The organism is Mariniflexile sp. HNIBRBA6329 (assembly GCF_043558645.1).
Classification (GTDB): domain Bacteria; phylum Bacteroidota; class Bacteroidia; order Flavobacteriales; family Flavobacteriaceae; genus Mariniflexile.
This window is the reverse complement of sequence record NZ_JBIFXS010000022.1, coordinates 1-26,513: the sequence shown is the minus strand read 5'-3', so window position 1 is coordinate 26,513 and position 26,513 is coordinate 1. Positions and strand designations below refer to the sequence as shown.

Below are 26,513 nucleotides of genomic sequence, written 5' to 3'. Positions count from 1 at the left end.
CATCATGAATGAGCCTAATGCCCCTTTGGGGCTAATCTGAAAATCAAAGCCTCCGTTTTTAACGGAGGTTTTTTACTGGTCAATATGCAATTCGCCATTAAATATTTTTGCTTAATATCATATTTGTCATGGCTCATTTCATAATTATCATATATTTATAGCCAAATTAAATAAAGATATTTTTATAAAAAAATTACCATGCATTTTACATTAGAAGTTTTACCAAATACCAGAAAAACCTTTAACAGAATTATTGAAAACACGTCATTAGAGCATTTAAATAAAATACCAAAAGGGTTTAATAATAATATTATTTGGAATATTGGGCATGTAGTAGTTACGCAACAACTATTAGCCTATAAACTATCGGGTTTGCCATTAGCTATAAGCGACGAATTGGTTGGAAAATACAGAAAAGATACCAAGCCAGAAGGTGATGTAACACAAGAAGGAGTAAACGAAATAAAGGATTTGCTTTTTTCAACGATAGAAAAAGCAAAAGAAGATTACAGCAATAGCTTATTTAAAAGCTACCAGGAATACACTGTTTCTACAACCGGAAATACATTAACAAACATTGATGAAGCCTTCCAGTTTATTATGTTCCATGAAGGCATGCATTTAGGTTACGTTATGGCATTACTACGAACTTTAAAAAGCTAAATAATCGTTCACTTTTTCAATGGGAATTGTAAAGTCTATAATTCCTGTTGAATAAGGTGCAATTTCATAGGTGTTGTATAGTAAAATAACGCCTTCTATGGTAAAACCTATATTGGCAGGTAACTGAAAAGTATCAGGTTCAAAAATTACATCATCTTCAGTAAGAGCATCTTTAAAATAAGATTTAGCCACATTTTTAAAAGCATCTTTATTTGTAATTAAATTGCTATTTTGAATACGCTTCCCAGTTACTGCATCAAAATTTAAAAATGAAATGTTAGTATTACCATGAGCACCTCCAGTATTTGTGTAGGAAGTAATAGCAATACTTATAATTTCGGGCGATCGGAACATGACTTCCCCATCAATTTGAGCTTCCCAAGGTTGTGTAACATCAGGAAAATCGGTATTAAACTTATTGAATTCTTCATTAAATAAAGTGATGCTTTCTTCAATAGATTTTGAAGTAATGGTGTCTGGGTCTCCAATTTGTAAAGCGGCTATTACTGTTTTGCTTATTTCAGAATTTATTTCAGTTATTACCAAATCATTTCCAAAGGCTTTAGGTATGTTTGCTTCAACTAATTTGTTGTTTTCAGTGGTAATATTACTAATTGAAAATGTTGTTTTTAACTCTTCATTACATGAAAAAATAAAAGAAGAAAAACAAATAAGTAGTAGGAGTTTTTTGTAATACATGTGTAAATTATTAACCTTCATTAAAGGTAATTATTGCATTTGAATACACCGATGAAAAAGAAAGGTTTTTTAATCTAAATAATAGATGTAACCTACATTTAACCAAACTAGCCAGTCGTCCCTTCTGTCATAATCTCTCCAGTTATGGTCCAAACCATCTATCCAATCACTAAAATAGTATTGCCACCTTAAGTCAAGCATTAAGTCTGATAGCACCCCAAGTTTATAGCGGACCCCAACGCTGCTTACAACAGACCAAGTGCTTCCACCATCAACATTTATAGGGTACGGATCTACGCCAGGGGTGTAATTATCGAACCAATGTGAATATATATTTGAAGGATCGAACACATCGCCATAAGCATCTGGGTTGGGATTTGCGTAGGTGGTTTTTGCTTTAGGGTTATAAGATGTGTAGTGCACACCCAAGCTTACGAAAGGAGCAACTCTATAAGCAAAAGCCTGAAAGGAACGAATGCTAAATGGAAAGTATTCCAGTTGCATGCCAATATCAAAGTTTTCGGCTACTCCACTATGCGCTCTAAGTCTATCGGCATTATCACTAACCTTATCGGGCTGCACCCAAAATCCATGGTGGTTAAGTTTTGTTTTATTCCAAGAAATTTCACTTCGCAACTTAAAGTGATCATTAAAATAGGTATCCGTTGTATAGCAATTACAATCTGCACTATAGGCAAAACTTATATAATGAACAATACCAATGCCAATACCTGAGTTTCCTAAATTTGTAGCTTCTTCATTACGGCTACCAAAATCTGATCTAAATTCTACAGGTCCTGCAATAACGCCAATTTCATGGGAAAATCCTAGTTGAGAGAATGCCGTTTGATAGAAAGAAAACAAACATAAAAAAAAAGCTAAACGTTTACAGTTAAGCATAATAAGATTCCGTTTTTTGAGGCATTAATAACAACAAATATATAAAAACTGAGTATAGAAACAAATAATTAAAATTTGACACCTTAATTGCCAAAACTATATATTGCGAATTTCAAAAAAAAACATCAATATTTTTAAAGATAACGTATATTTGCATCGTTAAATTGTTTTTTCAATAAATTTGATGCTTTTTGAGATGTCTAATTTAATCGTATTTAAGAACAATCTTACTAATTGAAACTAAAATGTTTAACAAAATAACAACTATTAATAGATGTTATATCCATAATTATTTGGATATAATATCTCAATTTTAAAACAATAAAATTAAACTAATGAAAAGTAATGTTAAAGCTTTTTTAGACCTAGTAAAAGAACGAAATGGTAACGAACCAGAGTTTTTACAGGCAGTAGAGGAAGTTGCAGAAACTGTAATTCCCTACATCATTGAACACGATATTTATTATGGTAAAAACATTTTGTTAAGAATGGTAGAGCCAGAACGCGTGATTACATTTCGTGTTTGTTGGGTTGATGATGCTGGCGAAATACAGGTAAATAGAGGTTATAGAATTCAAATGAATTCAGCTATTGGTCCTTATAAAGGCGGTTTACGTTTTCATCCAACCGTAAATATGAGTATTTTAAAGTTTTTAGCTTTTGAACAAGTATTTAAAAACAGTTTAACAACATTGCCAATGGGTGGTGGTAAAGGAGGTAGTGATTTTGATCCTAAAGGAAAAAGTGATGGCGAAATTATGCGTTTTTGCCATGTATTTATGAGTGAGTTGTTTAGACATATTGGTCCGAATACCGATGTGCCTGCTGGCGATATAGGTGTAGGCGCTAGAGAAGTAGGATTTCTTTTTGGGATGTATAAAAAACTAAAGAACGAATTTACGGGTGTATTAACAGGCAAAGGATTGTCTTGGGGAGGCTCGTTAATTAGACCAGAAGCCACAGGCTACGGGACTGTTTATTTTGCTCAAAAAATGTTAGAAACTAAAGGGCAAGATTTAAAAGGGAAACATGTAGTTGTTTCAGGTTCTGGTAATGTGGCGCAATATGCTACTGAAAAATGTATACAGTTAGGAGCTAAGGTATTAACTATGTCCGATTCATCGGGGTATATCCATGATTCTGAAGGAATTGATGCTAAAAAATTAGCACTTATTATGGAACTTAAAAATGTAAAACGTGCCAGAATAAGCGATTATTTAGAAACGTATCCTAAAGCCAAATTTATTAAAGGCAAAACGCCTTGGGAGGTAAAATGTGAAATAGCTTTACCGTGTGCAACTCAAAACGAATTAAATGATGATGATGCAAAAATGCTTTTGAAAAATGGTTGTATTTGCGTTAGCGAAGGCGCTAATATGCCATCCACTATTAAAGCGGTTCGAGAGTTTCATAAAGCCCGTATTTTATATGCGCCAGGAAAAGCCTCAAATGCAGGTGGTGTAGCTACTTCTGGCTTAGAAATGACTCAAAATTCTTTACGCTTTAATTGGACAAGGGAAGAGGTAGATTTAAAATTGAAAGATATCATGTCTAACATTCACGATTCTTGTACCAAATATGGGGCACAAGAAGACGGATATATCGATTATGTAAAAGGTGCAAATATTGCAGGCTTTGTAAAAGTGGCCGATGCTATGTTGGCACAAGGCATTGTATAGAAACTAAAGTAAATTAAATCTAAAAGCTTCCAAGTATATAAATTGGAAGCTTTTTTGCTTTATTATATATTATTTTAAAGCAAAATTCGTTAGTTATAAATATATTTGATTATTGAAATCCCACGAATGTTTAAAAGACTCATTGTATTTATAATTTATTTAGTTCCGCTATTTCCATTTGCTCAAGATTTTTCGACACTTTGGAAAGGACATTTTTCATATTTCAACATCAAGCAAGTTTCCCAAGGCAATAATAAAATTTATGCTGCAGCCGAAAATGCTATTTTTAGTTATGATGTTCAAACAAATGAAATAAAAGAACTTAATACAGTTAATGGATTATCGGGTGAAACCATTTCAACTATTTATTACAGTGATGTTTATGAATTATTGGTTATTGGTTATGAAAGTGGACTTATTGAAATTGCTTTTGATAACGATGATAAAATTTTAACAGTTGTAGATATTATTGAAAAATCAACCATTCCAGCAGTTCAAAAAAGAATAAACCATTTTAATGCTTATCAAAATTTGGTGTATGTATCTACAAATTATGGTATTTCGGTTTTTAATTTAGAAAGACTTGAGTTTGGCGATACATATTTTATAGGCAATGGTGGTAGCCAACTACAAGTAAACCAAACTACCGTTTTTGGAGACTATATTTATGCTGCTTGTTACGGCGGAAATGGTATAAGAAAAGCGCTGGTTACAAGCCCTAACTTAGTAGACTACCAAAATTGGCAAACCATTACCACTGGAGATTTTATGGCTATTGAAACGGTTAATGATAAGCTTTATACGGTAAACACAAATAGGCAAATATTTAATGTAGTAAATGATGTGTTGAGCCCACTGTTTCAATACAACACCTTACCTTTAAATGTTAATAATGTTTCAGGTAATTTGGTTGTTTCAACTGCCAATAATGTATTCGTTTACGATGCAGATTTTAATATTATATCGCAAGTTGCGGTAAGCACTGAATTTCCAACACAATATACTTCTGCAACAATAGGTACTGATTTTATTTATATAGGAACAATTGATTTTGGAGTTTTAAAAACTCCCATTACTGCTCCAACAGGTTTTGAAGAAATCCATCCTGATGGACCACTACTAAATTCACCTTTTTCTGTAAAAGCAGAGCCCAATGGATTGTGGGTTACATTTGGTGAATATGATTTGTTTTTTAATCCTTACCCGTTAAATAGCCTTGGATTTAGTCATTTAAAAAATAATGAATGGATTAATACACCTTATGACAATGTTTTTGATGCAAAAAGTTTAAACACGATTTCTATAAATCCGTCTAACAATAATCAAGTATTTATTAGTTCCTTTTTTAGTGGGTTATTGGAAGTTAATGATGAAATTCCAACTATTTTATATAATGAAACCAATAGTGGATTAGAGTCTTTAATACTGCCTAATGATCCAAATTATATTGATATTCGTGTGGGACCAACTGCTTTTGATGCCAATGGCCTTTTATGGACGGTTACTAGTTTGAATGATAGCCCGTTAAAATCATATAATCCTTCAAGCAATCAATGGAAATCGTATAGTTTCAGTAGTATCATTCAAAGTAGAAACCTTGGGTATGGCGATTTGGTTATAGGTTCAGACGGAACAAAGTGGATAGCGAGTTATGATCATGGTTTTATAGGATTTAAAGAAAACGGTAACAGTGTTTTAATAAAGAATGTAAAAACGGAAGAGAAAAATATGCCTACAGAATATGCTACAGCATTAGCTTTAGACAAAAGAAACCAACTGTGGATTGGTACTTTTAGAGGGTTACGTGTTTTATATAATACATCTAATTTTTTTGAAGAAGATATTAAAGTAGATGAGATTGTTATTTTAGAAGATGGCATCGCCAAAGAATTACTTTTTCAACAATTTATTACTGATATTGAAGTAGATGGGTCCAACAATAAGTGGATTGGAACTGGCGATTCAGGAGTGTTTTATTTGTCTTCTGATGGGCAAAAAACCATTTACCATTTTACAAAAGACAATTCACCTTTGCCTTCAAATATCATTAACGATATTTCTTTGGATAGTAATAACGGCATTGTTTATGTAGCTACAACTAAGGGTTTGGTATCTTTTCGATCGGGCGGCTCCAATACTTTTGAAACATTAAAAAATGCTTACGCATATCCAAATCCGGTGAGGCCTAATTTCAATATTGTAGATCAAAAAGTGAAAATTAAAGACATTTCTGAAAACGTTAATATTAAAATAACCGATATTGAAGGTAATTTGGTTGCCGAAGCTCAATCAAGAACCAATCAACGTTATAATGGTTACAATCTTGAAATAGATGGAGGGACAGCTTATTGGAATGGAAAAAATCTAGTTAACAATATAGTGGCATCAGGCGTGTATTTGGTTATGCTGTCCGATTTAGATACTTTCGAAACTAAAGTTTTAAAAATAATGGTGGTTAGATAATGCTTATTAATACAAACGTTATTGTACTTTCCAAATTAAAATATAAAGACAACGATTTAATTGTAAAATGTTACACAGAGCAATTAGGTGTTGTTAGTTTCTTATTACGCGGAGTTTTAAAAAGTAAAAAATCAAACACCAAAGCAGCTTATTTTCAACCACTTTCACAATTACAATTAAGCATAAATTATAAAGAAAATAGGTCGTTACAAAGTGTTAGTGATACTAAAATGAACCATGTTTATAGCAGCTTACATACCCATGTTTTAAAAAGTGCTATTGTAATGTTTTTATCTGAAGTATTGTCAAGTACGTTAAAAGAAGAAGAACCAAATGAATCCCTTTTTAGCTATATAGAAACCACCTTATTGTGGTTGGATGAACAATCCGAATACTCAAATTTCCATCTTCTGTTTCTTCTGAATTTATCAAAATACTTGGGATTTTACCCAGATACAACTAGTACCGAATCTTCCTATTTCAATCTAAGAGAAGGCAAGTTTGAAAGTAAACAATACGACGATTACACCATTTCAGGAGAAAATTTAATATTGTTAAAACAACTATTAGGCACAACATTTGAGGCATTACCAACAGTAAAGATTAATTCAAAACAAAGACAATCGTTTTTAAATATGATGTTGCTTTATTTTGAATTACATTTGGGTAGTTTTAAACCACCAAAATCACTGCAAATATTTAATCAGGTATTTAATTAAGCCATGAAATTTTTTTATACCATTTCATTCTTTTTGTTTGCTTTTGCACAAGTAAATGCCCAAAACATTAAGGTGCTTAATAGTTTAAGTAAAGAGCCCATTTTTGGAGTTGCCATTTATAATGTAGATAAATCGAAAAGTGTGGTTACCAATTTTTTGGGAGAAGCTTCCTTAGAGGCGTTTTCAAGTACAGAAACCATTTATTTCAAACATTTATCGCACATACTAAAAGCAATAACCAAACAACAATTAGGGAAATTAAACAGGGTTTATTTAGAATCTAATACAGAAGGGTTGGACGAGATAGTGATTTCTGCCTCAAAATTTGAACAGAATAAGCGCGATATTCCACAAAAAATAATAAATATTAATGCGGAAACTATTCAATTTGTAAACCCGCAAACCAGTGCCGATTTATTAGAAAGCACAGGGCAAGTATACGTGCAGAAAAGCCAATTAGGTGGCGGTAGCCCCATGATTAGGGGTTTTGCAACCAACCGCCTACTTATTACCGTTGATGGTGTTAGAATGAACAATGCTATTTTTAGAGGTGGCAATCTTCAAAACGTTATTTCTATCGATCCGTTTTCAATTCAAAACACCGAAGTTACATTAGGTTCTGGCTCCGTTATTTATGGAAGCGATGCCATTGGTGGCGTTATGAGTTTTTATACCCAGCAACCGCAAACATCGTTAACCGATTCGTTGTTTTTTAAAGCCAATACGATTTTAAGATACGCCACGGCAAACGATGAAAAAACAGGACATCTAGATTTTAATTTAGGTTACAAAAAATGGGCGTTCTTAACCAATATCAGTTATAACGATTTTGGCGACTTACGCATGGGAAAACACGGGCCTGACGAATATTTTCGTCCTGAATTTGTTCTGGCAACCAGCAAAGGCGATGTTATAATCCAAAACAATAATCCGTTGGTGCAAAAAGCTACCGGCTACCAACAATTAAACCTATTGCAAAGGGTGCTTTTTGAACCGAAAAATAATTTAAGCTTTAGTTTGGGGTTGTTTTATACCACCACATCCGATTATACTAGGTACGATAGATTGGTTCGCTATAAAAGTGGCGTGCTACGTTCGGCAGAATGGAATTATGGGCCACAAAACTGGTTTATGTCTAATTTGCAGGTTACCAAATTAAGTAGTAATTCCAATTTATATGACAAAATAAAAGCCACCATCGCCTATCAAAATTTTCAAGAAAGCAGAAAGGATAGAGATTTTCAGTCGGATATTAGAAATTTGAGAGCTGAAGCTGTTGATGCTTATTCTTTTAACTTAGATTTTGAAAAAAGCCTAGCGCTTAAAACCGAACTTTTTTATGGTGTGGAGTATGTTTACAACAAAGTGTTTTCTGGTGGTGATGAAGAAAATATAAGCACAAATATATCTATTCCAACCGTTTCCAGATATCCTGATGGCTCTAGTTGGCAATCGGCAGCAGCTTATACAAGTATCAAATACAAACCCAATTTAAAATTTGTATTTCAATCGGGGTTGCGTTTTAACTATGTAGTTTCGAATGCTGATTTTTCAGAAAACAACATATATCTAAACTTACCTTTTAACACATCTAAAACCGAAGCATCTGCACTTACAGGGACTGCGGGCATCCGATGGTCGCCCAATCCTATTTTGCAATGGAAGTTAAACGCGTCCTCAGCCTTTAGAGCGCCAAATATTGATGATGTTGGCAAAGTATTCGATTCCGAACCGGGTTCGGTGGTGGTGCCAAACAACAACTTAAAACCAGAATATGCTTATAGTGGTGAGTTAGGTTTGAAATTAGACTTCAACAACACCTTTGTTTTAGATATGAGCACCTATTATACGTATTTAGACAATGCCTTGGTGCGTCGCGATTTCTCATTGAATGGCAACACTGAAATTATGTACGATGGTGAATTAAGCAACGTACAAGCCATACAAAACGCAGCAAAAGCTTGGATCTATGGTTTTGAAGTTGGCATGAAATTAGCCATAACCGATAATTTACAAGCAACATCGCAATACAGTGTGGTTGGTGGGACGGAAGAAGAAGATACTGTTAAGCTTCCTGTAAGGCATGCAGCACCTAATTTTGGAAACACCCATTTAGTTTATACCAATAACAATCTTAAATTGGATGCTTTTGCGGTTTATAACAATGAGTTTTCGTTTTACCAATTGGCACCCTCTGAAATTGAAAAAGGTTATTTATATGCAAAAGATGTTAATGGTAATCCATATAGCCCATCGTGGTACACGCTTAATTTTAGAAGCCAATATCAAATAAGTAAATCGACTAGTATAACCGCCAGTTTAGAGAATATTACAAACCAACGTTATAAAACTTATTCATCGGGTATTGCAGCGGCAGGTAGAAACTTTATTTTGTCTTTAAAATATAGTTTGTAACGTCGTAGGTGTCGTTTCAAGAGCAACGAGAAATTACATCCAAATTATCCGGTATATTCCATGATTATGAGATCTCTCATATCCGTTCGAGATGAGAACCCTATTACCTCTTAAACGCCTTTTTAGTAATTACTGCTCCGTTAGAAAGCGCTACTTTGGCAATGTAAACGCTGCTATTTAAGTTTGAAAGTTTGTAAGTTTCAGAAGTAGTTTCACCTTTAAAGTGGTACAACTGTCTGCCCAATAAATCGAAAATATGTACCGATTTAATATTTAGATTATCAGAGGTATTAAACTGAACATAATCGTTATCCAATTCAATAATTTTAAGGACATTTTTATTTAAAAGCACATCTTCTACAGCCAGCGCCTTGTTGCTAAATGTAATTTCAAAACGGTTGTTAAACTCACCAATACCTGATGTAAACGTATAATTGGATGCCGATAAATTATGTATTTTATTAAGTAAATTATCTTTTAAATAAATAGTGTTATTGTTTAAAAAGTCGCCTTCTAATTGTGCGATAGATAGCTTAAATAAAGTAGCCACAGTAATAGAAGTTCTAAAACCAAGTTTAATAGTCTCATTTTCGTTGATGCTATTTACATCTTTACCTTGAATAGCAAATTTTTTGTTTGAACCTTCTATTGTTGAATATAAAACAGCACCTTTAGTTGAAAACTTATTTGTATCAAAGGAAATACCATCATCGCCATTGGTGGCACCATTTACATAGCCAACTAAAATTTGGTTAAATACACCATTGTCTGAGGTTAAATCAACCCATATTTTATTTGCAGCGACAGTATTCGTTTTTTCTTTTGAATTGGTGTTTTTGAAAAATTGACTGTTATCTGTTGCGCCTTTTACACGCATAGAGTTATTAAACACGATTTCTCCTTGTGCTATTGTATGTCCATCACTGTTAGTGCTTGAAGAGATAGGCGTAGCTGAATTAGACATAGAAATAAAAAAGCCTTGACCCGATGGAATAAATCTAGAAGGTGTTAAACCATCTCCTGCAGCATTTGTTCCTACAAGGTTAATTATAGCATAATCGTCGTTTGAAAAGTTTAACACTTGATTGCCATTGGTGCTGCCAGAAGGTGGTGTATTTTGAGACCATAAAAAGATAGCGCCATCTGTATAGCCGGTACCATTAACATCGGTAGCAATATTACTGTTAGCTGATAAAAACAAATTGGCATCAATAGCAGATGGGTATGGGTTTCCAATAAAATTCCAATTATAATCATTTGGTTCAAAATCGTTTCTATAAATAGGTACCGTTATAACCCCATTGTTAAATGGTCCCTGAAATGCTGCAGCTCTAATTTGTTTTCCAGAATTACCAGGTGCAATATTGTATGCAAATTCAGTAAGTGTGGCTGCATACCCAATACCAGGTTGCATTACAGTATTACTAGCTACTACTTGCCAATCGTTATTGTTATCGTCAATATCGTCTTGAACACCATTTCCAAAACCATCATCACATACTAAAATGTTATTATTCCCTGTTTCACCACAATGGTCTAGAAAGTTTTGCCCATTAAATTTAAAGCGTCTATTTGCTGGAGAGTCGGACAGAGCGACACCTATTTGAGCTCCAGAAACTGGCGAACTCCAATAGGTATATTCATACCAAGCATTCATAGGAGCAGTTTCTTTGTATACGTAAATATTTCCATTATTGGTTACGGTTCCTAAATCATCAATTTGAACTACAGCAGCAGATGGCTCTAAAGAAATTTCACCACCAGCATCAACAGTTATATCATTTTGAACTTCAACAAATGTGTTGTTGCCAATTTGTAAAATACCGTTGTTAGTAACTGTTAAGCTACAAGCACTAAAACTTGTTTGGATGCCATCACTAACACTTGTATCAAAATAATCATTAATAACAGCATGTGTACCTATAGTTGGTGTTCCATTATCCCAAGAACCAGATGTCCATGTGGTCATTGGTCCAATAAGAATATTGTCAAACGTAGCTCTATCGTTTGCAGTTGAATTATGATTATAAAATGCTCCAATAAAAGGAAGATTCGAACCAGTATAAGTAGTGTTTATTGCGGTGCCTTGAGAATTTCCTGCTGTTAATGTTAGTGGGTCGGCAAACGAAGCTCCATCAACTCTTACAAACAATTCCCAAGTATTCGTAGAGGGAGCATAAGTAACTTTAATGCTTGAATGTTCTAAATTATTATAATCAAAACTTCCTCTTATAATATCGGTTAAATTACTATTTAAATCAATTCCTCCAGTATAGTGCACTAACCTTATATTATCTATTACGCCATTTTCACCTAAAACAACAGCGTATCCGTTTCCAGTAGTAAAATCAGAACTTGTTCCTCCTAAAACAAATGCTATTCCATATTCATTACTATCAAATCCACCAGGATCAGACCTGCCTAAACGCATATTAAAAACCCAGCTTATGCTTGTTGATAACAAATTTAATTGTGTATTATAAACACCACTAACATTTTGGTATATATAATCTCTACCAATCGCTCCACCTGTTTCCAATCTTAAGACGTTAGAAAAAATTGACGCATCACCACCTACTTCAGTCCATGAACCTCCTATCGCAGTATTATCGGTTCTGTTAAAATCTTCAGAAATTATACATGTTTGCCCAAACCCAAAATTAGCCGTACAAAAAAAGGCAACGAAAAAAGAGATTTTTTTTATAAGTGTGGTTTTTTTCAAGTTGTTAAGTTTATAAGTTGTACATCCGTTTGGTATTGTATAGTCAGATTTGGTTTTTATAATTTTTTTATACTAGTTGTTTCTGTTTCTATTGTTATTTTTGGAGAACTATGCAGCAAACCAAAAAAACATATACGCTACAAGAAGCCACCATAAAACTAGAGCATTATTGTGCGTACCAAGAACGTTGCCATAAAGAAGTTGTGCAGAAACTAACGGGTATGCGCATGATCCCGGAAGCTATTGATGTAATTGTGGTACACCTGTTGCAGCATAACTTTCTAAACGAAGAACGTTTTGCCAAAACATTTGTAAGTGGTAAGTTTAAATTTAAGGCTTGGGGCCGACGCCGTTTGACTTTTGAATTAAAGCAAAAAGACATCAGCCAATTTAATATAAATCAAGCACTTGCAGCTATATCGGAAGAGGATTACAACGAGTATTTTAATTCTTTAGCCGAAAAAAAAGCGAATTCTATAAAAGAGCCCAACGCTTATAAGAAAAAAAAGAAGTTTATTGATTACTTTTTATACCGTGGTTGGGAAAGCTATTTGGTGTATGATAAGGCGAATGAACTTATAAAATAGCCGTCACTCTGAACTTGTTTCAGGGTCGCATAAAGAGGATTTTTTTGTATATTATTCTGAAACAAGTTCAGAATAACGAAAAACAGATTGCTTCACTGCGTTACCAATGACGTATAAAAAAAGGCGAAAAACCTAAATTTTCCACTTTTGTATATTGTTATAAAGTACTTTTTTTACAAGTTAAAAGAAGCACCTAAATTAAGTGTAAACTGGTTGTGTAATTTTTCGCCAGCATCTAAAGCATCGGTGTTATATTTTGCAAAAGGCACATTAAACTCGGTGTAAACACCAAAACCATCTGAGAAGAAGTAGCGCATTCCTAAATGCCCACCAAAGTTTTTAAGGCTTAGGTTTAAACCCGGATACACATCAAAATTATTGTCCACATTTATAACGTTTCCTAAGTTGGCGTTAAAACGTGCTTTAAGATCAAAACGGTCGCCAAAACTAGCCGAAATATCGTCTTTAAGACCTAAAGCGTATGATGATGATACACCAACCGAAATGTTTTCGCCCAAACCATAATCGTAACTTATGTTTATGCCTGTTGCATTGTTTTGCAAATTGGTTCCTAATTGTAGTTTGTTATCGTTTGTACCTGTGTATGCTTGAGAATTACAAAGCGTTGCACTTAGAATGGATGCTAATAAAATTAATTTCCGCATGATTTTCTTAAATTTTTTAAAGTGGTGCAAATATATGTAAGTTATTGTAAAATAATAGGTTTGTTTATAAGTTCTTATGGGTTTTTGTAATGGCTTGTTGGTTTTTCCAATCTATCCATTTTTGGCCTTGTATGCGGCGCATGGCATTATCAAAATTTCGCATAACTACAATGTTGTAAATGGCTTTGCTAAAGTTTTTCGGGTTGCGGGCTATGGCACGTAAACTCATGGAAAACCCAGGCGTTATGTAGCGCATGTAGTGCCAATAACCTTCGGGCATGTAGAGAACTTCACCATGGTTTAGCGTGGTTTGGTAACCTTGGGCGTTTTTAAGCATAGGCCATTTTTCAAAATCGGGGTTGGCAAAATCGATGTCTTCGCGAGTAATAAGCGCATGCGGTACTTTATATAGATATTTGTTCTGTTTTTGGTCGAACAGAATAATTTGTTTTTGCCCTTCAAAATGGAAGTGGAAAATATTGGCTAAATCTATATCGTAATGCATAAAGGTGTACGAATCGCGTCCGCCAAAAAACAACATGGGAAAGCCTTTTAAGAGACGCAAACCAAAATCGGGAAACGAAAAATCTTTTTGCAATTGCGGTATTTCCTTAATGGCATTCCATAAAAAAATACGGTATTTTGTGGGTTCGCGCTTTAGCAAATCAATATAATCGGCCAATTTCATTTTAGCGTGTGGCTGGTTAAAACCGTCTTTGTAATCTACCGGTCTATCGTCGTAAAGGGGTATAGTAATGTCACCGCCAACGCGTTTCATATAGTCTAAACTCCAATTACTATACGCGGGCCAGTTTTCAATAAAACATTCAATAACCACAGGCTTTTGCGGTTTAAAATAGTGTTTTAAAAAATCCTCTTTCGTAATTGTTTTTACACGAGGAATATCTTGTAAGTTCAACGACAAGGCTTATTTAATTTAGTGGGTCAAAGTTAATGAAACGTAATGAAACTAGAAATAGTATTTTGGGCGTTACCACACCCTTTGTCTGTGCTCAGGCAGGCAGTCGGACTGTAGTTTGTCCTGAGCACAGACGAAGGGTTGCAAGTCCTACTCTCCCGATAGCTATCGGGATCGCTGTGGGCTTTTCACTGCAAATAGGTTTTATTCACGAATTCATTAATTTAAAATAGAATGTATGAGTAATCCCTAACTCAAATGGAAACGTTAGTCATGTCGACATAAAGAAACATCACATAAGTATAATCAAAACCTTTGTAACGATACTTTTATATAAACTATAAACGGATTACTACTTTATAGTCTTCGCTTTAGCAGCTTCGTTACGCTCAATTTTATGCTCTGGTCTACTCCATTTTGGTTTTTCACCCAAGGCTTGGTATTGAGATTCTGAAGCTTCTACCGTTTGAGGCTTCATTTTTTTAATAAAGGGCTTTTGTGGATTCAACCCTAATAATTCAAACATTTTCATGTCTTCGTTTACATCGGGGTTTGGCGTGGTTAATAATTTATCACCAGCAAAAATAGAATTGGCGCCAGCAAAGAAACACATAGCTTGTCCTTCGCGCGTCATTTGTGTTCTACCGGCACTTAAGCGAACTTGGGTTTCAGGCATCACAATACGGGTGGTGGCTACCATACGTATCATGTCCCAAATAGAAATAGGCTCTTGGTCTTCAAGTGGTGTGCCTTCAACAGCAACCAATGCGTTAATTGGCACCGATTCAGGTTGCGGGTTTAGAGTAGAAAGTGCTACCAACATGCCAGCTCTATCTTCAATTTTTTCGCCCATACCAATAATGCCACCACTACAAACGGTTACATTGGTTTTTCTAACGTTGTCAATAGTTTGTAAACGGTCTTCAAAACCACGTGTAGAAATAACTTCTTTATAATATTCTTCCGAGGAGTCTAAATTATGGTTGTAGGCATACAAACCAGCTTCGGCCAAACGTTGCGCTTGGTTTTCGGTAATCATTCCTAAAGTACAGCATACTTCCATATCTAGTTTGTTAATGGTGCGTACCATTTCCAATACTTGGTCAAATTCCTCGCCATCTTTTACATTACGCCATGCAGCACCCATACACACGCGCGAGCTTCCGCTAGATTTAGCACGTAAAGCCTGTGCTTTTACTTGTTGCACACTCATCAAGTCGTTGCCTTCAATATTGGTGTGGTAACGTGCCGCTTGTGGGCAATAGCCACAATCTTCAGGACAACCACCTGTTTTAATAGATAATAAAGTAGAAACTTGTACCGTGTTAGGGTCGTGGTGCAAACGGTGTACGGTAGCTGCTTCGTAAAGCAACTCCATTAACGGCTTGTTGTATATTTCTAAAATTTGTTCTTTAGTCCAGTTGTGTCTTGTCTCGCTCATATGCTGCAAATATATGTAAAAGTAAAAAATTCCACCGCAAGGTGGAATTTTATCTTATTTTTTATCTTCAGGTTTATCAACATCTTTTCTAGGCATTGGTCTTGTTGCTTCGGTATTTTTGTCTTTTATGTCTTTGCCTTTTAAGTATTCAGGCAATTCCATACCTGCCATATTAAACATTTCTTGTAATGGTGGCACCGATTGGTACATACCCGAAAGGAAGTTTGCCGTAGACGATTTTCCATCTTTTCCACTGCCATTTTCCCAAACGGTTACTTTATCAATTTTAATGTTTTTAATAGCTTCGGCCTGTATTTTTACCAGTTCGGGTAATTTATCGGCAATTAATAATAACACCGCATCTTTTGAACTATTTCCGGCAGCTTTAACAATTTGGTCTAAACCAGCCGCTTGTTTGGTCAGTACTTCATATAAACCTTGCGCTTCTGCTTGTGCTTTTAATAGAATAGCATCAGCTTGTCCTTTTGCAATTCTTCTAATGTTTTCAGCTTCAGCTTCCGCATCAATTTCTACTTTCTTTTTATCAATTTCCGCAGGAACAACAATATCAGCCAATTGGGTAGAACGTACACGCTCTGCTCTGGCTATTTCCGCTAATTTTTCGGCAGCATAGGCTTCTTCCAATGCTTTTGCAGCCTGTACTTTTTCAGCAGCAATGGCTCTTTTTTCGGCTTCGGCTTCACGTTCTCTTCTTAAAGCATCCGATTCTGCAATCGAAATTTTTGCAATATTTTCTCCATCAATGGCACGTGCATTTGCTTCAGATGTTTTTATTCTTTCTTCTTTTAAAGCTTCGGCTTCACCAATCTTTGCTTTGGCAATGGCACTTGCTGTTTGTACACGTTCGTTTTGGCTTGCGTTGGCTTCTCCAATCATGGCTAGTGCATTTGCTGCTGCAATTTGTGTGCGTTCATTTTGCATAGCATTGGCTTCACCAATCTTTGCTTTAGCATGTAATTCTGCTACTTGTGTGCGTTCATCTTGTACCGCATTTGCTTCACCAATAGAACCATCTCTGGTTTTTTCTGCCACCGATTTTCTAGCCGCATTGATAGCGTGTGCCGCAGCTTCTTTACCTAATGCTTGAATATATCCAGACTCGTCAACAATATCCGTAATATTTACGTTGATGAGTTTTAAACCTACTTTTTTAAGCTCCGATTCAACACTTTCAGAAATATTGGTTAAAAATTTATCGCGATCGGAATTAATTTCTTCAATATCCATAGAAGCAACCACTAAACGTAACTGACCAAATATGATTTCTTGCGCCAATTCTTGAATTTCATTTTGACCCAAACCTAAAAGTCTTTCGGCAGCATTTTGCATAATACCTGGCTCGGTGGAAATACCAATGGTGAAACGTGATGGTACGTTAACACGAATGTTCTGCTTACTTAAAGCGTTCACCAAATTAACTTCTATAGAAATAGGGGTTAAATCTAAAAACTGATAGTCTTGAATTACCGGAACAATAAAGGCTGCACCACCGTGAATGCATTTTGCCGATTGTCCACCGCCAACTTTACCGTAAACTACTAAAATGCGGTCTGAAGGACAACGTTTGTAGCGCCTTACTAAGACGATGAAAAATACAAATACAAATAATACAGCAAAAATGATTGCTACTGGTAAGCCAAAATCTGAGGCTTGAGTTACTAATAAGGTCATGGTTATTTGGTTAATAGTTCAACAATTAAAATTCCGTTTTCTGTAACGTCTTTTACTTTAATAACAGCTGATGATTTTAAATTGGTATCAGCATCGGTTAGGGCTTCCAGTTCACGTAAAGCTCCTTGTATTTTAATATGTACTTTCCCTATGGAAGAACGGTTTGCACCAATGGTTAGGTACACTTCGCCCACAGAACCTATGGCGTTTTTAAAGTTTAAAGTACCGCTATCGTTCAGTTTTCGCATGTAGTAGAACATGGCGGCCATAATTGTCATCATAATTAAACCACAAACCAAAGAAATGATAATGGTTAACGGTTTTGAAAGACCAGCATCAATACAAGCAATGCCACTCCAACCAAATAAGGTAAAGAAACCAATAAGGTTTTTAAAAGTTATAAATTGAAAACTAATACCGGTGTCCGATTCTATTTCGGTATCGGTGTCTAGGTTGTCCGTTTCACCACCAAGGAAGGTTAAAACCATCATGATGATAAAAATTAAAGAACCTAATAGCGCAACGCCCCAATATATTTTCGGAAATAATTCTAAGTTTGAAAACCAATCGGTCATAATAAAAATCGTTTATAAATTTATGAAATATAAAACCTTTTTATGATTTTACAACATTATTTTGAAAGTAAAATCGACACAGCGTTACCGCCAAACCCAACAGCGTTAACAAGAATGTTTTTAATTTGACGAGGTGCTTTTTGTTTTTCTATAAAAGGAACCTCAATAAATTCTTGATGCTGTAACATCAAAATGGCCATTTCAATACTTAACATACCCGAAGTACCAAAACTATGCCCTACTTTCCATTTGTTAGTAGTTAGCTTGGGTGTTTTGTTACAGAAAATTTTATTTATGGCATTATATTCTGATAAATCGCCTTTTACAGTACCCGGAGCGTGCATCACAATAACGTCCACTTCTTCTGGGTTGGTGTCTCCCAAGGTCATTTGCATCGATTTTTGAAAGCAAACAGCATCACTAGAAATGGAAATATTATGTTCTAAAATTTCGGTAGCATAACCAAAACCTTTAATAATGGCGAGGGCGTTTTTAGTTTCACCAACTTCCAAACAAGCCATGGAAGCACCTTCACCTAAAACCATGGTATTTTTGGTTTTATTTAGATCTAAAGCGCGACAGGGGTAAGATTTTTCAATCGCATACAAGGTAGCTTTTTGTTTTGCATAAACCTTTAAAGCTTGCATTTGTGCGATGGTAAATGCGGTTAAAGGCGCTTCGCTACCACCAACCAAAAATTTGTTACACATGCCTGAATTAATCCATGCGATGCCATTTAACATGGCGTGCAAAGCAGTAGAGCAGGTTATGGAATGACTAATTTCGGGCCCTTGGGTTTGTAAATCGTGCGCGACCCATGAGGAAATATTTCCCAAAGTAGTGGTTGGCGAACTTAAGGTTTGGGCTTTGTTGTTTTTTAGAAAATCGTCGTAATAGGTTTCAAAAAGATGGGTGGCCCCACGTGAAGAACCAATGTTGATTCCAAAATTATCTGAACCATTCCACCCCGCATTTTTAATAGCTTCTCTTGAAGCGTACATGGCGTATAAAACGGTGTTGTCCAACGATTTGTATTTATTATCAGACTGTCTTAATGTTTCAATGAATTTTTGCGACGTTTCTGGAATTTGTGCGACTAAAGCAGTTATGTTTTGAAACGTATTTTCTGAAATATGGTGCTGTGGGCTTTTATAATTGTTCCATGCCTCACTTAGTGATGTTCCAAGTGGTGAAATAGAAGCGACCGCAGTTATTGAGATTGGTTTGTACAAGTTATTGGTTTTTGGCAAAAGTACGTGTTCTTGCTTTTATTTCATACTGGTTTGTGTTTTTTAAGACCTTACAGGTTTTAAAACCTTTGAGGTTTTTTGTGTTAGAAATTAAGCAATGGATGGAACGCCTTTTAAACGCGGATAACGGGCGTGCTCTCTAAAGAATTTCTAAAGCTTCATCAATAGTTTTATAAACTTTTTCTAACTGCTCTTTAGTAATAACGTAAGGTGCTTGAATGTAAATGGTGTTTCCTAACGGACGTAAAAACACGCCATGATCCATGAAAAACTTGAATAATTTATCACGAAGATTGCCGTAACGAGCCATTTCTGTATTTAGGTCGATTGCAAAAATAACGCCTGTTTGACGGGTTGCTTTTACTTTTGGATGACTTTTAATATGTGTGTTGAAGGCTTTGTGTGCCGCAATAACACGTTGTATGTTGTTTTGTATAGTTTCCGATTGTAACAATTCAATGCTAGCCAAAGCCGCCGTACATGCCAACGGATTTGCGGAATAGGTATGCCCATGAAAAAGGCCTTTACTTATATCATCGCTGTAAAAAGCATCGTAAATATCTTGTGTACATGATGTAATTGCCATGGGTAACAAACCACCTGTTAAGGCTTTGCTCAGGCACATTATATCTGGTTTGGTTTCTACATGTAAGGAGGCAAAGTGTTTTCCGGTTTTACCAAAACCCGTCATCACTTCATCGGCAACGGTGATGATGTTATTGGTTTTACAGAATTTTAGTATCTCATTTAAACCTTCAGGGTTGTGCATTTTCATAGCGGCAGCACCCTGTACCAAAGGTTCATAAACAAATCCTGCCACTTTATTGGTTTCAACTATAGATTTTAAAGTACTTAAGATAGCTTCGTGGTTTTCACCATTGGGTGTTGGAATGCGTTTTACATCTAAGAATAATTCTTCAAAAGAGCCGTTGTACACCGATAAGCCAGAAACACTCATAGCACCAAAGGTGTCGCCATGGAAACCATCTTCAAAAGCGATTAAAACGTTTCTTTTTTCATTTTTATTAAAATGATATTGTAACGCCATTTTGATACCAACTTCTACAGAGGTCGATCCATTATCGCTAAAAAATAGTTTGTTCTGGTTTTTTGGAAGAATATTAATAAGAGCTTCACTCAATTTTATGGCGGGTTCGTGGGTGAATCCGCTGAAAACTACTTGGTCGAGTTGCTGCATTTGCGCAGAAACTTTGCTGGTAATATATGGGTTGCAATGCCCGTACATACAGGTGTACCATGAGGCAATGGCATCTATATAATCGTTTCCATTTTCATCTGTTAATACACAGCCTTCTGCTTTAGTAATAGCAATGGTGTCTGGGTGCAATTTGTGTTGCGTTAAGGGGTGCCAAAGGTGTTTTTTATCGCGGTCTTTTAGTGTCATAGTTTTTATTTCCGCGAAAGCGGAAATCTTAGTTTATTGTTCTAATTCTAATTTTTAAAGAAACCATGAGATTCCTGAGTGCGCAGGAATTCTTCAGCATATTCTTTCACCACATTTTTATCAAAATATGGTTCTTCGTCGATACGCCCTATAATGGGAACGCTTGTCATTTTTTTAATAATGTCTTCGGTGGTTTTATGTTCATTGCCACTAAAAATTATGGCAACTTCCAGTCCTTTTTCTTTTAATAAATTTACGGTTAAAAGCGTGTGGTTAATACTTCCTAAGTAATGTCTAGACACCACTATAACTTTATAACTAGGTTGTATCAGGTCGAGTACTGTTTGTGTATCGTTTATAGGCACTAACAAACCGCCGGCACCTTCAATAACCAAATGGTTTTTTGTTTTTGGCGTTTTGATTTTTTTAATATCTATTGAAATGCCATCAATTTCTGCAGCAGCATGCGGACTCATAGGCGTTTCTAGAGCAAAGGCATTTGGGTGGAATTTCGACTTTGAGTTTGAAACTAACTTTTGAACTTTTTTGGTGTCGCTATTATCTAATTCACCTGCTTGAATCGGTTTCCAATAATCGGCTTCTAAAGCTTCAACCAAAATAGCAGACGCTACGGTTTTACCAACATCGGTAGATATTCCTGTTATAAAGTATGTTGTCATTTTAAATCAAATTCAGTTTTGCAACTTTCGCATCTATATTTATGCTTTGTATAAAAAGGAAGCGTGCCAAATACGAACCCAAGAATAAAAGAAACGAATGATTTAACATCTTTTATAGTGGAATAGAGTTTTATTTCTTGATTCGTACAGTTTGGGCAGACTATTTTGTCTCCTTCATCATCAACCGAATATTTTTTAATGGATTCTAAAATAAGCTCCGCTTCTTCAGCTTGATGCGCCAGTACTTTTAGTTTTACACCTCCAATAGCATTACTAACTAACGGGTCGGTATCTATAGTAATATGGTCTGATAAGAACACTTTAATACCTTCTGCTTCTAAACGACCTTTTATAATTTGTGCTTCAGTTGAATACTGAAATCTAGCTATTGTTTTGAACGTTTCATTCATAGTGCAAAAGTAGTTAACAACTTCAGAACTTTGGTTATTTCTTCTTCAGAATTGAAGGCGTGCAAACAAAAACGCAAACGCTCTTGTCCTGCGGGAACGGTGGGAGACAAAATGGCTTTTACATCAAAACCATGTTCTTGAATTTTTTTTGCAACGTTTTTTACATGCGCATTACCTGAAACCAAGCAACAATGAATGGCCGAGTGGCTTTCAATAAATACATGTTGAAGTTGGTTGGTTGTTATTTCCTCCTTGAAAAATTGGATGTTTTGATGTAATTGTTGGATGTTTTTAGTAACAAATAATTCGTTGTAACTAGCATGAATAGTGGCTAAGGTATGAGGCGATAGTGCGGTAGTGTAAATAAAACTTCTAGCAAAATTCACTAAATATTGTTTTAAATGGTCGCTTCCTAAAATAGCGGCACCGTGGCACCCCATGGCTTTACCAAAAGTTACCAAACGCGCAAATACATCATTTTCTAGACCTAATTCTTGAACAAGTCCCACACCATGTTCGCCAAAAACACCAACGGCATGTGCTTCGTCTACAATTAAATACGCCTTGTGTTTTTTACAGATTTGAGTTAGTTTAACCAAATCGGGCGAATCGCCATCCATAGAAAAAACAGATTCGGTAACAATGTAAATGGTGTCATGCTGAACGCGTTTCAGCATCTCATCTATATTTTCTAAATCATTATGTTTAAACTTGTAAGACTTAGCATTAGATAGTTGAATGCCATCTCTAATAGAGGCGTGAATATATTCATCATATAAAATAACATCACCGCGTTGTGGCACGCTAGAAAAGAACCCAACATTGGCATCGTAGCCCGAGTTAAAAATTAAGGCAGATGCGCTATTGTGGAATTCTGATAAAAGAGTTTCAATAATATGGAATAGGGGATGGTTTCCAGATAATAATCGGGAACCTGTGGCGCCATTTTGAACGCTATTTTGTTCAATCAAAAAGTTATGGGCGTTATCAAAAATGGTTTCACTTTTTGAAAAACCTAAATAATCATTCGATGAAAAATTGACCAAATTAGAAGACGTTCCAAGTTGGCGCAAAGCATTGGTTTCTTTTCGGTTTTCGAGTTTTTGTTGAAGTTTTTTTGGAAACATAAGCTCAAAGATACAAAGACCTGTTTAATTTAATATTTATCTTTTTTAATAAAAAATTATTGTTTTTCGATAATTTTTATATATTTGTTATTGTTAAACGATAATAAACTATTGAGTATGACCAGAAATTCCCTTTTAAATGCAGCGATAACCTTAAGCAAGGTTGCTAAAACTATTTTTATTTTATTAATTATAGGATTTACTGCAATATTTATTCATTTACAATTAGATAGAAGCTTTTATAATTCTAAAAAAATTAAAATCAATACTAACTTGGAAGGCTATTTGTATTCTATGAAGTGGAAATCTGATACAAACGCAGAGTATACTGAAATATTTACACTAGATAAATTGAAAACCGTATCGCTTTATATCACATATTCAAAACTTCTTGGTGTGTTAGTTTTAATGTTTTTTTGTGTTTTGGAATTTCAAAGGGTGATGCAATCTGTAAGGGATGTTAAAACATTTAGAAAAAATAATGTACAGTCCTTTAGAAGAATAGGACAGCTTTTAATAGGGTGTGCTATTTTAACGAGCTATACTGCCTTTCGTTTTGAAAATGGTGGTTTTAAAGGAGTTTCTATACCTTTTACTACATTGTTTTTAATACTATTTGCCTTTATAATGGCAGAGATTTTTAAAGAAGGAGTCTTGATGAAGGAAGAAAACGACCTAACCATATAATGATGTCAATAATCGTAAATCTTGATGTAATGCTTGCCAATCGAAACATGAAAAGCAAAGATTTGGCTGAAATTATTGGTATTACAGAGGCGAATCTTTCTATTTTAAAATCGGGGAAAGCGAAAGCTGTACGTTTTTCAACCCTAGAAGCCATTTGTAAAGCATTGGATTGTCAACCTGCAGATATTTTAGAGTATGTTGAAGACTAGTTTCATATGAAACCGTATTTTTGTAATTCACAAAATATTATCTGGCTATGAAAAAGTATCTATTTCTTCTCTTGTTTTTTATCTCATGCATCGGTTTTTCACAAAACAATCACATTGTAAAAACCGAAGACGGTAGGCGTGTTTGGTTAAAAGCCGACTTTACTTGGGAATACATTGATGCCGAAGTTCCGAAAGAAAACACTGCTAAAGAACCAATTAAAAAAGATGGCTGTAAATTAGCAGATGGTTTTACAGAGCCAGAATTAGACAATAAAATTCAATCGCAATTAAAAAAAGGTCGAGCTACTATAGATCATGTAAAGGCAAAAGTAGCAAAGGACTATGATTGTAAAGTAGAAGACGTTGTTTTGTTATCATTTTCTGAACAAAAGGCCAAAGCGGTCTATCATTTTTGCGCCAACGGAACCAAAGTAACTTACAAGCGCAACGGACATGCCATTATAGAAAGCGGTAAGTTTTTTTAAGAGATAGAGCTCACAGGTTTTTAAAACCTGTGAGCTCTAAATAGAACAAACAGGTAAACAAAAATCGTATCTTTACATTCATGTACGCCTTAGTAGACTGTAACAATTTTTATGCGTCTTGCGAACGTGCCTTCAACCCCAATTTACGCAACAAGCCCATTGCTATTTTAAGCAATAACGATGGCTGTGTGATTTCGCGAAGCGATGAAGCTAAAGTTTTAGGCTTACCCATGGGTGCACCCATTTTTAAATGGGAAGGGTTTTGTAAAGAAAACAATATTCAAGTATTCTCATCCAACTATCCGCTTTATGGGGACATGAGCAGCCGGGTGATGGCTATTTTACAACAATTTACACCCGATGTGGAGGTGTATAGTATAGATGAGGCTTTTATCCAGTTTAAAGGCTTTGAAAACTATAATTTTACTGATTACGGAAATCAAATAAGAACCCGTGTTTTAAAATGGACAGGCATTCCAACCTGTGTAGGCATAGCACCAACAAAAGCGTTAAGTAAGGTAGCCAATAAAATAGCACGTAAGTTCCCTAAGGAAACCAAAGGTGTTTATGTAATCGATTCAGAAGAAAAACGCCTAAAAGCCTTAAAATGGATTAAAATTGAAGATGTTTGGGGCATTGGGCGCGGTTTAACAAAACGGTTGAAAGCTAAAAAATGCAACACCGCATTCGATTTTGTTCAGCTGCCTGATGATTGGGTGCGTAAAAATTTCTCAATAACCCAATGGAAACTTAAAAAAGATTTAGAAGGCATCCCCACCTTGCAGTTAGATGAAGTTTCATCCAAACACGCTATTGCCACTACACGAAGTTTCGAATACACGTTTTCCGATATTGAAAACATCAAGGAACGCATTTCAACCTTTGCCACAAGTTGCGCCGAAAAACTACGGAAACAAGGTTTCAGTTGTCATGTTATTTACGTGATGTTGAGTAGTGACAGGCATAAAAAGGATTTAGAACAACACAGCGCTAGTAGATTAATAACCTTATCCTATCCAACCGATTCTAGTTTAATTATAAGTAAGCAAGCAGTGGAAGCGGTTATCAGTATCTTTAAAAAAGGAATCAAATATAAAAGGGCAGGCGTTATTGTTATGGGCTTGGTGCCAACCAATAACCACCAATTACAGTTATTCGAACACGAAAACCCCAAGCACAAACCTTTAATGAAAGCCATAGACGGTTTAAATGCTAAATATGCCGATAGTAAAGTAAAAATAGCGAATCAAGATTTAAAACGCACTTGGAAAATGCGTCAAGAACGATTGTCACCGCGTTACACTACCAATATCAATGATATTATTAAAGTGAAATGATTTATCCAACAAAGGCAATAATTTCATAAATTAGAACTAAATTTAAAAACGGAACCAGCAAAACTATTTGGGCGTTACCTTTATCCTGAAACAAGTTCAGGAACCAGATCGGGCTTTTCGCTTCAAATGTCTAGCATTCACGATTTCATTGATTAAAAAATAAAATGGATGAGTAATCCCTAACACAAACGAAATACAGAATAAAAATGATATTACATCAATCCAATAACCTAACATTTTTTACGCCTGCAGAATCAGACAGTTTAGGGGCACTTTTTTACGATGCAGGTATTTCAGCAGGGTTTCCATCGCCAGCAGAAGATTTTAAGGAACAACGCTTGTCATTGGATAAAGAACTTATTAGGAATAAAGAAGCTACATTTTTTGCACGTGTAAGTGGTCAATCAATGATTGGTGCAGGATTGGATGATAGCGATTTATTGGTTATAGATAGAAGTTTGGAACCTGCAAATAACAAAATTGCCGTTTGCTTCTTAGATGGTGAATTTACTGTAAAACGTTTGAAAGTAGATAAAGAAGGTGTTTGGTTGCAACCAGAAAACCCCAATTATCCCATTATAAAAATAACCAGTGAAAACGATTTTGTTATTTGGGGAATTGTTACCAATGTGATAAAAAAAGTATATTAGCTCACGTTCGATTTTCAATTAGGTCTCGACTACGCTCGACCTGACAAACCAGATTTATTTATTTCAGTCTAAAAAACCACCGTCTTTGACGGTGGTCATGTTTTAAAGGCTTCGCCATTTTTTAGGTTTACCAT

Annotated in this window: 24 protein-coding genes; 11 read left to right on the top strand and 13 right to left on the bottom strand. The window is 35.2% G+C overall.

Annotation, left to right across the window (positions count from 1 at the left end):
• The first annotated feature begins 198 nt into the window (after positions 1-198).
• A complete protein-coding gene (locus ACGK9U_RS15500; RefSeq protein ID WP_394467433.1) occupies positions 199-663 on the top strand; it encodes a DinB family protein in 465 nt (154 codons plus the stop codon).
• Here the strand turns inward: ACGK9U_RS15500 and ACGK9U_RS15495 are convergent.
• Together ACGK9U_RS15495 and ACGK9U_RS15490 are read right to left on the bottom strand one after the other, a co-directional pair.
• The gene (locus tag ACGK9U_RS15495) at positions 652-1,383 is read right to left on the bottom strand and encodes a DUF3298 and DUF4163 domain-containing protein (protein WP_394467432.1); all 732 of its coding nucleotides are present in this window, start codon (positions 1,381-1,383) and stop codon (positions 652-654) included. The two genes, ACGK9U_RS15500 and ACGK9U_RS15495, sit on opposite strands and share 12 nt — an antisense overlap.
• A 48-nt stretch (positions 1,384-1,431) precedes the next feature.
• Positions 1,432-2,262 (bottom strand): glutamate dehydrogenase, encoded by an 831-nt coding sequence (locus tag ACGK9U_RS15490; protein ID WP_394467430.1) that lies wholly within the window; start codon positions 2,260-2,262, stop codon positions 1,432-1,434.
• Positions 2,263-2,597: 335 nt separating this feature from the next.
• Between ACGK9U_RS15490 and gdhA the strand changes: the two genes are divergently transcribed.
• The 4 genes from gdhA (at position 2,598) to ACGK9U_RS15470 (ending at position 9,538) form a co-directional block, all read left to right on the top strand.
• Positions 2,598-3,941, top strand: coding sequence for an NADP-specific glutamate dehydrogenase (gene gdhA / locus ACGK9U_RS15485; protein ID WP_394467429.1), 1,344 nt, complete (start codon positions 2,598-2,600; stop codon positions 3,939-3,941).
• Positions 3,942-4,067: 126 nt separating this feature from the next.
• Positions 4,068-6,404, top strand: a complete 2,337-nt coding sequence (locus tag ACGK9U_RS15480) for an ABC transporter substrate-binding protein (RefSeq protein WP_394467427.1) — start codon at positions 4,068-4,070, stop codon at positions 6,402-6,404.
• Complete coding sequence (recO, locus tag ACGK9U_RS15475; protein WP_394467426.1) at positions 6,404-7,123, top strand: DNA repair protein RecO; 720 nt, start codon at positions 6,404-6,406, stop codon at positions 7,121-7,123. Before ACGK9U_RS15480 ends, recO begins: the two co-directional genes overlap by 1 nt.
• 3 nt (positions 7,124-7,126) lie before the next feature.
• Complete coding sequence (locus tag ACGK9U_RS15470; protein ID WP_394467424.1) at positions 7,127-9,538, top strand: TonB-dependent receptor plug domain-containing protein; 2,412 nt, start codon at positions 7,127-7,129, stop codon at positions 9,536-9,538.
• Between the two features lie 103 nt (positions 9,539-9,641).
• Here the strand turns inward: ACGK9U_RS15470 and ACGK9U_RS15465 are convergent, their stop codons facing one another.
• Positions 9,642-12,260, bottom strand: coding sequence for a T9SS type A sorting domain-containing protein (locus tag ACGK9U_RS15465; RefSeq protein WP_394467422.1), 2,619 nt, complete (start codon positions 12,258-12,260; stop codon positions 9,642-9,644).
• Positions 12,261-12,370: 110 nt separating this feature from the next.
• Between ACGK9U_RS15465 and ACGK9U_RS15460 the strand changes: the two genes are divergently transcribed.
• Positions 12,371-12,847 carry a regulatory protein RecX gene (locus ACGK9U_RS15460; RefSeq protein ID WP_394467421.1) on the top strand — a complete coding sequence of 159 codons (477 nt, stop codon included), beginning with the start codon at positions 12,371-12,373 and terminating at the stop codon, positions 12,845-12,847.
• 173 nt (positions 12,848-13,020) lie between these two features.
• On the opposite strand, the gene ACGK9U_RS15455 is transcribed toward ACGK9U_RS15460, so the two are convergent.
• The 10 genes from ACGK9U_RS15455 to ACGK9U_RS15410 all read right to left on the bottom strand — a co-directional run bounded on the left by ACGK9U_RS15455 (position 13,021) and on the right by ACGK9U_RS15410 (position 23,011).
• Entirely contained in the window at positions 13,021-13,512 is a 492-nt protein-coding gene (locus ACGK9U_RS15455) for a DUF6646 family protein (RefSeq protein ID WP_394467420.1), read from the bottom strand.
• A gap of 64 nt (positions 13,513-13,576) precedes the next feature.
• Complete coding sequence (locus ACGK9U_RS15450; protein WP_394467418.1) at positions 13,577-14,437, bottom strand: cupin-like domain-containing protein; 861 nt, start codon at positions 14,435-14,437, stop codon at positions 13,577-13,579.
• Between the two features lie 346 nt (positions 14,438-14,783).
• On the bottom strand, positions 14,784-15,872 hold the full coding sequence (gene bioB, locus ACGK9U_RS15445) for a biotin synthase BioB (RefSeq protein ID WP_394467417.1): 1,089 nt from the start codon (positions 15,870-15,872) through the stop codon (positions 14,784-14,786).
• A 54-nt stretch (positions 15,873-15,926) separates the two neighbouring features.
• A complete protein-coding gene (locus ACGK9U_RS15440; RefSeq protein ID WP_394467416.1) occupies positions 15,927-17,564 on the bottom strand; it encodes a flotillin family protein in 1,638 nt (545 codons plus the stop codon).
• A 2-nt stretch (positions 17,565-17,566) separates the two neighbouring features.
• Positions 17,567-18,139 carry a hypothetical protein gene (locus ACGK9U_RS15435; protein ID WP_394467415.1) on the bottom strand — a complete coding sequence of 191 codons (573 nt, stop codon included), beginning with the start codon at positions 18,137-18,139 and terminating at the stop codon, positions 17,567-17,569.
• 56 nt (positions 18,140-18,195) lie between these two features.
• Positions 18,196-19,371, bottom strand: a complete 1,176-nt coding sequence (locus ACGK9U_RS15430; protein WP_394467413.1) for a beta-ketoacyl synthase N-terminal-like domain-containing protein — start codon at positions 19,369-19,371, stop codon at positions 18,196-18,198.
• A 157-nt stretch (positions 19,372-19,528) separates the two neighbouring features.
• Complete coding sequence (bioA, locus tag ACGK9U_RS15425) at positions 19,529-20,794, bottom strand: adenosylmethionine--8-amino-7-oxononanoate transaminase (RefSeq protein WP_394467412.1); 1,266 nt, start codon at positions 20,792-20,794, stop codon at positions 19,529-19,531.
• 47 nt (positions 20,795-20,841) lie between these two features.
• Positions 20,842-21,474: a dethiobiotin synthase gene (gene bioD, locus ACGK9U_RS15420; RefSeq protein WP_394467410.1), complete on the bottom strand. Its 633-nt coding sequence runs from the start codon at positions 21,472-21,474 to the stop codon at positions 20,842-20,844.
• Positions 21,471-21,884 (bottom strand): putative signal transducing protein, encoded by a 414-nt coding sequence (locus ACGK9U_RS15415; RefSeq protein WP_394467409.1) that lies wholly within the window; start codon positions 21,882-21,884, stop codon positions 21,471-21,473. The genes bioD and ACGK9U_RS15415 overlap by 4 nt, the downstream gene beginning before the upstream one ends.
• Positions 21,881-23,011, bottom strand: coding sequence for an aminotransferase class I/II-fold pyridoxal phosphate-dependent enzyme (locus ACGK9U_RS15410; RefSeq protein WP_394467407.1), 1,131 nt, complete (start codon positions 23,009-23,011; stop codon positions 21,881-21,883). Before ACGK9U_RS15410 ends, ACGK9U_RS15415 begins: the two co-directional genes overlap by 4 nt.
• A 90-nt stretch (positions 23,012-23,101) precedes the next feature.
• On the opposite strand from ACGK9U_RS15410, the gene ACGK9U_RS15405 reads away from it, so the two are divergent.
• The 5 genes from ACGK9U_RS15405 (at position 23,102) to ACGK9U_RS15385 (ending at position 26,379) form a co-directional block, all read left to right on the top strand.
• Positions 23,102-23,698 carry a DUF2975 domain-containing protein gene (locus ACGK9U_RS15405; RefSeq protein ID WP_394467406.1) on the top strand — a complete coding sequence of 199 codons (597 nt, stop codon included), beginning with the start codon at positions 23,102-23,104 and terminating at the stop codon, positions 23,696-23,698.
• Between the two features lie 2 nt (positions 23,699-23,700).
• Positions 23,701-23,907, top strand: coding sequence for a helix-turn-helix domain-containing protein (locus ACGK9U_RS15400; protein WP_394467434.1), 207 nt, complete (start codon positions 23,701-23,703; stop codon positions 23,905-23,907).
• Positions 23,908-23,954: 47 nt separating this feature from the next.
• The gene (locus tag ACGK9U_RS15395) at positions 23,955-24,392 is read left to right on the top strand and encodes a DUF3157 family protein (RefSeq protein ID WP_394467405.1); all 438 of its coding nucleotides are present in this window, start codon (positions 23,955-23,957) and stop codon (positions 24,390-24,392) included.
• A gap of 80 nt (positions 24,393-24,472) precedes the next feature.
• Positions 24,473-25,729, top strand: a complete 1,257-nt coding sequence (locus ACGK9U_RS15390) for a Y-family DNA polymerase (protein WP_394467404.1) — start codon at positions 24,473-24,475, stop codon at positions 25,727-25,729.
• Positions 25,730-25,935: 206 nt separating this feature from the next.
• Positions 25,936-26,379 carry a LexA family protein gene (locus tag ACGK9U_RS15385; RefSeq protein WP_394467403.1) on the top strand — a complete coding sequence of 148 codons (444 nt, stop codon included), beginning with the start codon at positions 25,936-25,938 and terminating at the stop codon, positions 26,377-26,379.
• Positions 26,380-26,513: the final 134 nt, after the last annotated feature.